The sequence below is a fragment of the Gordonia malaquae NBRC 108250 genome, from assembly GCF_000344135.1.
Taxonomy (GTDB): Bacteria; Actinomycetota; Actinomycetes; order Mycobacteriales; family Mycobacteriaceae; genus Gordonia; species Gordonia malaquae.
In genome coordinates, this window is sequence record NZ_BAOP01000054.1 from 1 (window position 1) to 11895 (window position 11895).

General features: G+C 63.3%; 6 protein-coding genes, 2 pseudogenes and 1 other annotated feature. Of the genes and pseudogenes, 5 read left to right on the plus strand and 3 right to left on the minus strand.

Annotated elements, in window-relative coordinates:
• The 3 genes and pseudogenes from GM1_RS22805 to GM1_RS20530 all read left to right on the plus strand — a co-directional run.
• A pseudogene (locus GM1_RS22805) lies at positions 1 to 912 on the plus strand (TniQ family protein); the annotation flags it as partial.
• 162 nt (positions 913 to 1074) lie between these two features.
• A complete protein-coding gene (locus GM1_RS20525) occupies positions 1075 to 4485 on the plus strand; it encodes a helicase-related protein (protein ID WP_006896687.1) in 3411 nt (1136 codons plus the stop codon).
• Positions 4485 to 4886, plus strand: a complete 402-nt coding sequence (locus GM1_RS20530; protein WP_006896686.1) for a hypothetical protein — start codon at positions 4485 to 4487, stop codon at positions 4884 to 4886. Before GM1_RS20525 ends, GM1_RS20530 begins: the two co-directional genes overlap by 1 nt.
• Positions 4887 to 4901: 15 nt before the next feature.
• On the opposite strand, the gene GM1_RS20535 is transcribed toward GM1_RS20530, so the two are convergent.
• A protein-coding gene (locus GM1_RS20535; protein WP_223291304.1) for an IS3 family transposase occupies positions 4902 to 6148 on the minus strand; the annotation gives its coding sequence in 2 pieces (ribosomal slippage) (positions 4902 to 5863 and positions 5863 to 6148; 1248 coding nt in all).
• Positions 5742 to 5870 (minus strand) — a sequence feature (AL1L pseudoknot). It overlaps the preceding gene by 129 nt.
• A gap of 344 nt (positions 6149 to 6492) precedes the next feature.
• Here GM1_RS20535 and GM1_RS20545 point away from each other — a divergent pair.
• Entirely contained in the window at positions 6493 to 7074 is a 582-nt protein-coding gene (locus tag GM1_RS20545; RefSeq protein WP_020173037.1) for a TetR/AcrR family transcriptional regulator, read from the plus strand.
• Positions 7075 to 7195: 121 nt separating this feature from the next.
• On the plus strand, positions 7196 to 10237 hold the full coding sequence (locus GM1_RS20550) for an MMPL/RND family transporter (protein WP_006896682.1): 3042 nt from the start codon (positions 7196 to 7198) through the stop codon (positions 10235 to 10237).
• A gap of 40 nt (positions 10238 to 10277) precedes the next feature.
• On the opposite strand, the gene GM1_RS20555 is transcribed toward GM1_RS20550, so the two are convergent.
• A protein-coding gene (locus GM1_RS20555; RefSeq protein ID WP_371308121.1) for an IS3 family transposase occupies positions 10278 to 11443 on the minus strand; the annotation gives its coding sequence in 2 pieces (ribosomal slippage) (positions 10278 to 11156 and positions 11159 to 11443; 1164 coding nt in all).
• A gap of 69 nt (positions 11444 to 11512) precedes the next feature.
• A pseudogene (locus tag GM1_RS22810) lies at positions 11513 to 11779 on the minus strand (transposase); the annotation flags it as partial.
• Positions 11780 to 11895: the final 116 nt, after the last annotated feature.

Consider the following 11895-nt stretch of genomic DNA (forward strand, 5'->3'; position numbering starts at 1 on the left):
GCCGGTTTCGTCGAATGGGCCGGAGATCTCCAAGCCGAAGCCGCTGGTCGCACAACTGAGCTTCGAGGGCCTCGGTGGGGTATTCAGCCGCCGACAAGTGCAGTCACCCGCGGTGAAGCACTGGCGGAGGCGGATGGGATTCTGTCCAGTCCGGAGAGTGCGGACGCCGTCGCACGGTTGGCCGAGTGGTTCGATCTGATCCCGGACGTCCCGGGCGGCCCGAGAGGATGGATCGTCAATCGCGCGGCAAAGAGTCCGGTGTTGAGCTGGCTGGTGGTCCAGGTGCTTTCAGCCCGCCGCCATGTCGGCCTGCAGATCGATCATCACGACGCGTTGATCGATCTGCCGCTGTCTGCGATCCCTCAACTCCTCGATGAGCACACCTACCGTCGTCATTTCGCTGGGATGCTGACAACGCAGGAAAGCACGGGGCGGCTGTACGCCTCCCTGTGTATTGCGCGCGCACAACGGCCAGGGTCGACGTGGTCCACTGCTGCAGCGAGTATCGAACTCGACCCGGACATTGGCAGACGGACATCGCGAGCGGCGAGCACGCGACTGGCCGCGAGTCCTTCAGAGATCGCGGCAGCCGCCAGCGCGGCAGCGAGGGAACTATCGCGTCGACGGGATTTTCGGGCGCTCGAGCGACGAGTCATCGAGCTCGCGAGTACGCCCGACACGTGGTTCACCGATTGGGCGCGGTCGGCGAGTCCGAGGAGGCGCGCGGCCGCACTCCCGTACGCGGTGACATGGATGTGGTGCGAGGTTGCTCAGGGGGGGTTGGACACCAGCCCGGCGTGGCCGCCGCCGGTGACCCGACAATCGAAGGCGGCTTATCGGGTGTTTCGTGACACGCTTCCGGAGGAGTTGGGGCGAGCATTGCGCGAACTCGCCGATGGGAACTCGAGGTGACGGGCGTCGGGCGGCACCTCAGCGAAGTCTTCGACAGCTTCTCAGCAAGCGTTCGAAGGCCTGGCAATGCCACTCGGCTTGGTCTCGTTGAATTCCTGGCGATGGCGAACCTGTCAGTATCGGCGGGTAGCGTTCGAGGGCTGGCAATGAGGAGGTCCACGCGTGCAGCTTGAAGAGTTGAAGCCCGGTCTGCGAGTCGAGGGTCTCATTCCCGCAGAGGTGATCACTGTCATCGCTGCTCAATGGCATGGCACGGACGCACTCGCACTCACTTACCAGAACGGCTCAGGTGGACTTGGCCAACAGGTTGTGTTCCGCAAGGACCAGGACAACCTCAGCGTCGCCACCAGCGGTAGCCGCGCGTTTGACGCCACCGCCAGCGACTTCAAGCTCGTCGCCGAGGCCCAACGTATCTCGCTGGCCGGCCTTTTCGATCCAATGCTGGCCGTCGCCACGAGCGACGTGCAGCCGCTGCCGCACCAGATTCGCGCGGTGTACGGCGAACTCCTACCGCGGACCCCGCTTCGGTTCCTTCTCGCCGACGACCCCGGTGCCGGCAAGACGATCATGGCCGGCCTCTACATCAAGGAGCTGCTGCTCCGCGACGACGTCAAGCAGTGCCTGATCATCGCTCCCGGTGGACTGGTCGAGCAGTGGCAGGACGAACTGTTCTTCAAGTTTGGGCTGCGGTTCGACCTGCTGACCAACCAGCTCATCGATGCCAACATCAACCTCAACGTCTTCGAAACGAACCCACTCGTGATCGCACGCATGGATCAGCTCTCCCGCAACGAGGCACTCCAGGCCCAACTGAAGGAGACGGAGTGGGATCTGATCATCGTCGACGAGGCACACAGAATGGGAGCGCACTACTTCGGCGGGAAGCTGGAGAAGACCAAACGCTTCCTGCTGGGGGAGCTGCTCGGCCAAATTACCCGCCACCTCCTGCTGATGACCGCGACTCCACACTCGGGCAAGGAAGAGGACTTTCAGCTCTTCCTCACTTTGCTCGACCGCGATCGGTTCGAGGGCAAGCAGAAGAAGTCTGTCGACGTCACCGGAATCATGCGGCGCATGGTCAAGGAAGACCTGCTGACGTTCGAAGGTAAGAAGCTCTTCCCTGAACGCATCGCCGAAACTGTGCCCTACGAGTTGACCGAGCGGGAGAAGGGCCTCTACGAGGACGTCACTCGCTACGTCCGCGAGGGCATGAACCGTGCCGACAGGCTTGGCGGCAAGCGTAAGAACACTGTCGGATTCGCCCTGACTGTCCTTCAGCGCAGACTCGCCTCCAGCCCTGAGGCGATCTACAAGAGCCTCGTCCGCCGCACCGAACGGCTGGAGCGCAAGAAGACCGAGATCCTCAACGGCACCTACAAGGAACCCGACGACGTCATCGGCTCGGGCGACTTCGACGAAGATGAATACAACGCCGAAGAACTGGAGCAGCTTGAGGAAGACGTGATGGACGCGGCCACCGCCGCCCAGACCGTCGAGGAGCTCAACGCAGAACTTGTCGAACTCGCCGATCTGATTGCGACCGCCAAGAAGGTCCGCGAGGCTGGCACCGACCGCAAGTGGACCGAACTCTCCACGATCCTCCAGGACAATGCGCTGGTCACCGATTCGAACGGTTGGCCACGGAAGTTCATCATCTTCACCGAGCACCGCGACACCCTTGACTATCTCCAGTCCAAGATCGGCTCTTTGCTCGGCAAGCCCGACTCGGTCAAGGCGATCCACGGTGGCGTCCGCAGAGGTGAGCGGCGCGTGATCACCGAGGAGTTCACCAAGAACCGCGACGTCCAAATCCTCATCGCAACCGACGCCGCTGGAGAGGGGCTTAACCTTCAGGCCGCGCACCTGATGGTCAACTACGACCTGCCGTGGAACCCCAACCGCATCGAGCAACGCTTCGGCCGCATCCACCGCATCGGCCAAGAAGAGGTCTGCCGACTCTGGAACCTCGTAGCCTCCAACACCCGCGAGGGTGAAGTCTTCACCCGCCTGCTGGAGAAGCTCGACCAGATGCGTCAGACATACGGTGGCAAAGTCTTCGACGTCCTCGGCGAGGCGTTCACCGAGACCCCGCTGCGCAACCTCCTGCTCGATGCCATCCAGCACGGCGAGCGCCCCGACGTCAAGGCTAAAATGCATGAGGTCATCGACGCGTCGGTCGGGGATGGACTCAAGGATCTCCTCGACGAACGGGCATTGGCGTCGGAGAACCTGGCCGAGGCCGACCTGCATGCACTGCGCGCGGCAATGGACGAAGCACGCGCCCGCCGCCTTCAACCGCACTACATCGAGATGGCATTCAAGGCCGCCTTCGCCCGCCTCGGCGGCCGCATCGTGAGGCGCGAACAGGGTCGCTACGAGATCGCGAACGTGCCCCAGCAAATACGCGCCGCAGGCACAGGGCCGATCGCAACCAAGTACGACCGAGTCACGTTCGATCTTGGCAAGGTCCACGCCGACGAACTCAGCCGCGCCGACCTTCTCGCCCCGGATCATCCGCTGCACGACGCGGTCATGGACGAGTCCGTGCGACAGTTCGGTGGTTCCCTCAACCGAGGCACGATCTTGGTTTCCTCGACGCTGGAGGAGACACACCTGCTCGTCGGCGTGATCGAAGAGGTCGCCGACGCGACCGGAGAGTCCGTCGCACGCCGCTTCGGCTACGCATACGTCGACAGCTTCGGCACCGTGACGCCTGCCGGCCCCGCGCCCTACCTGGACTGCGTGGCGGCACCCGAGAACGCTGTCACCGATACAGCCCGCACCCTCCCGTGGCTGGCAGGTGCTGAAGACAAAACCACGAGCTGGATTATCGCCAACCAACTCCCCGACTACCTCGACGACGTTCAGCCGAGGCGCCTCGCGGAGTTGAGTAAGGCACGTGACCTGGTCATCAAGCGGCTCGAAGGTGAACGCGACCGCCTCATCCTCGATGCCGCCGTCGCGGCGGAAAAGGAACGCGCCGGTGAGAAACCGAAAGAATCATCGGAGAGCCTGAATCGTAAAGCCGTCGAACTCGACGCCCGTCTACGCAAGAGGCTCGCACTGCTTGACCACCAGCAGCTTATGTCGACCAAGCCACCACGCATCGTCACCGCAGCACTGGTGCTCCCCGTCGGGATACTGGAGACCGACCTACCCGCGACCGCGCCCATCCACGCGAAGGAGACCAAAGAGGTCGAACGCCGCGGTGTCGACTTGGTGATGGCCCGTGAACGTGAACTCGGACGCAAGCCCGTCGAGCAGGCCTTCAACAATCCCGGTTTCGACATCCTCTCCACAGACGCCAAAGGCGACACCTACCGCATCGAGGTCAAAGCGCGTATCGAAGGAGCGACCGACTTCTTCGTCACCCACAACGAGGTGATGGTTGGTAAGAACGCCGCCCCGCGTTACCGCCTCGCTCTCGTCCGCGTCGACCCGCGTGGCGCCCAGCACGACGAGGTCCGCTACCTCGACAACCCATTCGCCACCACCGACCTCGGTGACTTCAACGCCACCGGCATCCGAGGCGATTGGTCCAAGCAGTGGGCAAAAGGGAAGGCGCCGTTTTGATGGCATCCAAGTCCTCCCGAAAACGGCGGAACAAGAAGCGCCGCCAGGACGCTACTAAAGCCGGGCACGCCGACCAACACGTTCAGGTAGTGCTGGAGCGCGCCTTCGATACTGCTGGGTTGCTTTCAGACGTCTCGAAAGCGACCGACCCTGCAGCGGAGGTTGAGCGGCGCATCGATGATGCGGCGACGCAGTTCGTCGAGGGGTTCGCTGGCTACGACCCTCTGGGAACGCTTGAGGCCATTCGCATGATGACGTTGCCGTTCGCCCCGGCGGGCGTCTCGCCGCCCGCCAGCGCGCAGAGCGGCCCCGCTGTCGCAGAGGTCTTGGCCGTTGTGCTCCGGTGTGCGGAGTCAGAGATGGATTCCGGTGTCGAACCCAAGCGGGTCGATCAAGACTGAATCGCCCCGGGTTTGTCAGAGGCTCGCAAGTGCCGCGTCGGCGGGTACCGGTGCGGGGTGGTTGTGATGATAGGTGTCCTCGAGCTCGATGGGCGGGATCATGCCGATCTCGCCGTGCAATCGCCGGTGATTGAACCAGTCGATGTATTCCGCGGTCGCGATCTCGAGGTCGTCGATATTCTTCCAGGGCCCGCGGTTGCGGACCAGCTCGGCCTTGAACAGCGAGTTGAAGGCCTCGGCCAGGGCATTGTCGTATGAGTCGCCGGTGGAACCGACCGAGGCGGCCGCGCCAGCCTCGGCAAGACGCTCGGTGTAGCGGATGGCGACGTATTGAACGCCCTTGTCGCTGTGGTGCGTGAGCCCGGTGACCGACTGGCCTGCGCGATCGCGGGTCCAGATGCCCATCTCCAACGCGTCCAGCGCAAGGTCGGTCCGTAGCGACTTCGAGAGCTGCCAGCCGACCACGCGGCGAGAGAACACGTCGATGACGAACGCGGCATACACCCAGCCGACGAAGGTGCGGCAGTAGGTGATGTCCGCGACCCACAACTGGTTCGGAGCGGTTGCAGTGAAGTCGCGATCGACCAGGTCAGGCCGACTATCCGGGCCGCGACCGGAGATCGTGGTGCGCGGGCCCTTGGCTCGGCTAATCCCTCGTAACCCCGCAACGCGCATGAGCCGCTCGACCGTGCAGCGCGCGACGACGACGCCCTCGCGACGCAGTTGGGCGTGGACCTTCTTCGCCCCGTAGACGCCAAAGTTCGCCGAGTGGACGCGGTGGATCTCGATCAGCAGTTCCTCGTCGCGCAGTGCTCGCTTCGAGGGTGGTCGGGTCTTGAACGCGTAGTACGTGCTCGGCGCGATCTGCGTGCCCGCTGCGGTCAGCGTCCGACAGATCGGCTCGACGCCGAACTCATGCTTGTACTGGTCGATGTATTCCACGATCAACGCTGTGGGCGGTCGAGCTCCGCCGCGAAAAAAGCCGAGGCCGACCTCAGGATCGAGTTCGCCCTGCGCAGCTCACGCACTTCCTTCTCCAGCTCGACCAGGCGCTGGGACTCGCTGGTCGTGGTCCCGGGACGGTGCCCCTCGTCGACCTCGGCCTGCACAACCCAGTTCCTCAAAGTCTCGGGATTGATCCCCAGTTGCTCGCCCACACGGCGGAACGTGCCCGACCTCGTCGATGGATCGCGCCGTGACTGAACAGCCATCCTCGTGACTCTCTCCCGAAGCTCGTCGGGGTACTTCCTCGGTGCTGCCATGCTCCTCATCCTCCCGTGGATTCAGAGCCTCCACCAGACCCGGGGCGATTCACCCTTCAGCAGTACCCACCCCAGCCCTGCCGCCAAGCCCCGAATTGATCTACCAACCCTTCGCCGAAGGTACCCCGGAGGCGGGCACCGTGGCGCCGACCTTCCTGCCGGGTCGGGGTGTCGAACAGGTGAATTGCACGACTAGCCCGGCGGACACTCCTCGACTTTCGCTATTATCAGTAGCACTTCGTGCGAACCAAGATCGCCAGGCGCCCGAGAGCAGTCTCGGGGATGGGAGTGTGGGTGCGGTGATGGCGGCCAGGCGCGACGCGGGTCCTCGGTCCAAGGACGTGATGGATGACAAAGACCCGCGTTTGGTTCGTTCACGCAACCGGTTGGTTGATGCGGCATCTGCCCTGTTGAAGACCGGCGGGGTTGATGCAGTCACGGTCGGGGCGGTCTCCCGGATGTCGCGGGTGGCTCGAACGACGTTTTACCGGCATTTCGACGGCACCACCGATTTGTTGGCTGCGGCGTTCGAACGATTGTTGCCCCACGCCGACGTCCCTGACGCGCACGGACCAATCCGCGACAGTTTGGTGCGGTTGGTCCGTGCTCAGGCTGCGTTGATCGAGCAGGCGCCACTGCAATTGACCGCCTTGGCGTGGCTGGCGATGGTGCCGGAGGAGCCCGGGGAGCAGCAGAACACCCTCGCGCCGCTGCGCGCTCGTGTCATCGCGCAGTACCGGGAACCGTTCGATCAGGTGTTGCAGAGCGCCGCCGCCCAGAAGGAACTCGACGAGTTCGATCCCGGCGTGGCCATCACCCAGCTCGTGGGCCCGCTGGTCTTCGCGCGGCTGTCCGGCCTTCGCTCGATGAGTGGCGCGGACTGCGAACAGCTTGTCGACGACTTTCTCGCCGCCCACCGCCGCTGATCCGATAGTCCCGCGTCGCCGAACAATCCATTCCTTTCGCTACATGCTGTAGCGTAGTGATACCGATTGATTCATTTGTCGAAGGGTGTGCGATGCCAACGCAGCGATGGATGCGTGAGCAGTGGTGAAGCTTCGGCGATCGACCGGTCGCGGTGAGTACAGCCGGTCGCTGGGGCAGGTGGGACGCTTCGTCTTGTCGCACAAAGCGCTGGTAGCGGGCGTCTGGGTGGCTGTTGCCGTGGTGTTGGCTGTGCTGTTTCCCCAGTTGGAAACAGTTGTGCGCCAGCAATCGGTGGACCCAATTCCTAAGGGCGTGCCGTCGTTTCAGGCGCTCGATCGCATGGGCGAGGCGTTCGACGAAAAGGGCGCGAAGACCACGGTGTTCGTGGCAATGGAAGATCCGGCCGGACTCACCGAGCCCGCCCGCCAACGCTATGACGACCTCGTGGTCCGGCTCCGCGCCGACCGCGATGATGTGCAGGCCGTACGCGACCTGCTCGCCGACCCGATCACTGCCCGACAAGCGCTCAGCGAAGACGGCAAAGCCTGGTACTTGCCCGTCGGGGTCAGCGGCAGCCTCGGCGGGCCGACGGCGGCCCACGCTGTGGAATCGATCCGCGAGACCGCAGCAGAGGTCTTTACCGGCACCAGCACGACAGTCCACGTGACCGGACCAACAGCGACCTTCAGCGACCAAATCGTCACCGCTGAAAAGGATCTGGTGGTCATCACCATCGCCACCGTCGTGCTGATCGCCATAATCTTGCTGATCGTCTATCGGTCGGTGTTCACTGCGTTGCTACCGCTTCTGGTCATCGGTATCAGTCTCGCCGTAGCCCGCGGAGTCATGTCTGCGTTAGGCGAACTGGGCATGCCAGTCTCGCAATTCACCGTTGCGTTCATGACCGTCATCTTGCTCGGCGCCGGTGTGGACTATTCGGTCTTTGTGATCAGCAGATACCACGAAAGGCTGCGCCAAGGCGCCGCCGCGTCCGACGCTCTCATCGATGCCACCGCCACCATCGGACGGGTGATCCTTGCGTCGGCAAGCACTGTTGCTCTCGCGTTCTTAGCCATGGTCTTCGGGCAGCTCAGCGTCTTCGCCACCCTCGGCCCCGCCTGCGCAGTGGCGATCCTCATCGGATTCCTCGCCACCGTCACGTTGTTGCCGCCAGTGCTGCTGTGGGCTGCGCGATGGGGGTGGGGTGCCCCGCGCAAAGACCTCACGCGGCGCTACTGGAACCGCATCGCGGTCCTCGTCGTACGCCGCCCGGCGCCGTTGCTGGCCGTCAGCCTCGTCGGATTGACGATCCTGAGCGTCACCGCGCTGGGCATTCAGATCACCTACGACGACCGAGACGGTCAACCCACAACCACCGACAGCAACGAAGGTTACGCACTGCTCAACCGGCACTTCCCGCAAGACATCACCATCGCGGAATTTGTCGTCGTGGATTCGCCCACCGATCTGAGAACAACCAACGGACTTGCCGACCTTGATCAGATGGCAGCTCGGATTGCGCAGATCCCCGGCGTCACCCGTGTGGTCGGTGTCACTCGCCCGACCGGAGCCAAACTCGAACAAGCCCAACTCTCCTGGCAGAACGGGCAGATCGGCGATCGGGTGGCCGGCTCAGTGGGTGAGGGCCAAGCCCGCAAAGGTGACCTCGAACAATTGCGTTCTGGTGCAGACCAACTCGCCGACGGCCTCGAACAACTCGACATACAGATCCGCACCAATCTCACCCCACTGGCTGGCATTCTTAACCAAGTCACCACCATCGGGGCCGAAATAGGTCAATACCAACCACTTCTACAAACACTGACCGCCGCCGCACCCCAACTCGACCAAGCCGCGCAGAACGCCCCTCAGCTAGCAGCCCTGGCCGAACAGTCATCAGCCGCCATAGCCACAATCACCTCAGTGCTCCCGTTACTGGATAACTCAGCGCTGTGCACTCAACTACCCCAATGCAGCACCCTGCGCCAACAAGCCCGCGATCTCGCCGCACTCCGCGACAGCGGGTTCTTCACCCAGATCACGACACTGTCCACCCAGCTCGCGCAGATGGACACCCCCCTCACCGCGGTCACCAACCAACTCAACGCCACCGTCGCCACCCTCGAGACCACGCTGGGAACCATCGGGGCCCAAGACCTGCCAACCAAACTCGCCCAACTGCAGACCGGGGTCTCCCAACTCGCCGCCGGCTCGCGAACACTCGCCGAAGGCGTATCTGCACTCGTCGACAGCAACCTTCAACAACTCGCCGGCATGGCCACGCTCGCCGCCCAACTACAGACCACCGCGCGCGAAACCCGCGGCTCGGACTCGGCCACCGGCTTCTACTTACCCAAAGATGCTTTCGCTGACCAGCAATTCGCCGACGTTGCGCGCCAATTCATCTCCCCGGACGGACACACCGTGCGCTACGCCGTCCAGACAAGCTTCGACCCCTACAGCGCGGACGCCATGCGCCTGGCCAGCACCATCGCCACCGTCGCCAACGACGCAAAACCCAACACCACCCTGACCGACTCCACCGTCTCCGTCGCCGGCTTCCCCGCTATCAACGCCGACCTGCAACGACTGCTCACCAACGACTTCCGCCTCCTGGCCCTGGCCACCCTGGCCATCGTCGGCATCATCCTGATCATCCTGCTGCGCTCACTGGTCGCACCCATCTACCTACTCGGCACCGTCGTACTCAACTACACCGCAGCATTGGGCATAGGCGTCCTGATCTTTCAGCACATACTCCACACCGACATCGCTTGGCCTGTGCCCCTATTAGCGTTCATCGTCCTGGTAGCCGTCGGCGCCGACTACAACATGCTGCTGGTCTCACGATTGCGCGAAGAATCACATCACAACGTCCGAGTCGGAGTGCTCCGCACCGTCACCAACACCGGCTCAGTTATCACCTCAGCAGGCCTCATCTTCGCCGCCAGCATGTTCGGCCTCATCGCCGGTTCCATCGGCATCATGACCCAAGTCGGACTCATCATCGGCGTAGGCCTTCTCATCGACACCTTCATCGTCCGCACCATCGTGGTACCAGCCATCGCCACACTCCTCGGCAACGCAAGCTGGTGGCCCCAAAAGCCAACGACCCCTCCCACCCAACGCCGCCACCGACCCCACCCCGCAAAGCAAACATAAAGCCGGGGGACTGCTGCACGACCAGGTGACAGTTTCGGTGTCATGCCGCTGAGGCGGCTGTGTTGATGATCGTCTCGTATTCGATCGGGGTCAACCGGCCGAGGCGGGCCTGACGACGGCGTCGGTGGTAGGTCCGTTCGATCCAGGTGACGATCGCGATCCGCAACTGCTCGCGGGTGCTCCAGCGGTGCCGGTCCAGGACGTCCTTCTGGAGGAGCGCGAAGAACGATTCCATCGCTGCGTTGTCGCCGGCGGCACCGACTCTGCCCATGGACCCAACCAGGCCGTGTCGGTTGAGCGCGGACACGAACTTCCGCGACCGGAATTGAGAGCCCCTGTCCGAATGGACAATACAACCCGAAACATCGTCCTCTCGGCGGGCAACAGCGTTGTCCAGAGCGGTCACGGCGAGACGGGACTTCATCCTGGAGTCGATGCTGTAGCCGACGATCCGCCCCGAGCAGGCGTCTTTGATCGCGCAGAGGTAGAGCTTGCCCTCGTCGGTCCAATGCTCGGTGATATCAGTGAGCCACACTTGGTCCGGTGTGTCGGCGGTGAAGTCGCGTTCGACCAGGTCGTCGTGCACAGGCGGGCCCGGCTTCTTACCGTTCTTCCCACGTTTCTTGCCGAAGCTCGACCACCACTGGTTGGCCGAGCAGATCCGCCATGCCGTCCGCCCGCTCATCGGCTGACCAGCAGCTTCGGCTTCATCGGCGAGGAAGCGGTACCCGAATTCCGGGTCATCACGATGCGCGTCGAACAGGGCGTTCGCCCGCTCCGCTTCGACCCAGTCTGCCGCGGTGACCGCGTCCCTGAGCCACCGGTAGTAGGGCTGTCTGGAGAGCTTGAGTACCCGGCACGTCACCGTGACGGGGATTCCGTCGGCGGCGAGCTCTTTCACGAGCGGGTAGAGCCTTTTCCCGGAAGGTTCGCCTGCGACAGATATGCCGCAGCCCGTCGCAGGACCTCGTTCTCCTGCTCCAACAACCGATTCCGCTTCCGAAGCTCTCTCAGTTCGGCAGATTCGGTCGACGTTGTTCCAGGCTTGTGTCCGTCGTCGATGGCGACGCGGCGCATCCACTTGGCCAGGGTCATCTCATGGATCCCGAAGTCTTTCGCGACCTGCGCGAGTGTCACGCCAGGTTCACGGTCTCGGGCTACCCGGACCACATCGTCGCGGAACTCCTGCGGATAAGGCTTAGGCACGATAGTCATCCTTCCAGGCCCACCCTCGGGCAAGCCAGATCAGATGTCACCTATACGTGCAGCAGTCCCGTTAGCCCGCTTCAATTCAGTGTTCTCGCGTCTGAGTCGCTTGAGTTCGGCCGATTCCTCAGTCGTTGTTCCCGGCCGCTGGCCAGCATCGACCTCGGCCCGACGACACCACTTGCGGACCGTTTCTGGCGTACCTATCCCGAGTAGCTCAGCGACCTTGCCCATCGCTGCCCACTCCGAGTCATCCTCAGCCCGAATCTCAGCGACCATCCGGATCGCCCGCTCACGCATCTCGGCCGGGTACCTCTTCGTCCCACTTCCTGACATGACTCCATCCTTCCCAACGAACAGAGTCTCCGGACACGCCGGGGCGATTCACGATGAGGATGGGCGCCGGCTGGTGGTGCGTAACGGCTACCACAACCCGCGGGAGGTGATGACCT

Bases quoted from the DNA above. Each gene is read 5' to 3' on its own strand.
- GM1_RS20530 (WP_006896686.1), top strand. From the start codon at position 4,485: ATGGCATCCAAGTCCTCCCGAAAACGGCGGAACAAGAAGCGCCGCCAG.
- GM1_RS20545 (WP_020173037.1), top strand. From the start codon at position 6,493: ATGGATGACAAAGACCCGCGTTTGGTTCGTTCACGCAACCGGTTGGTT.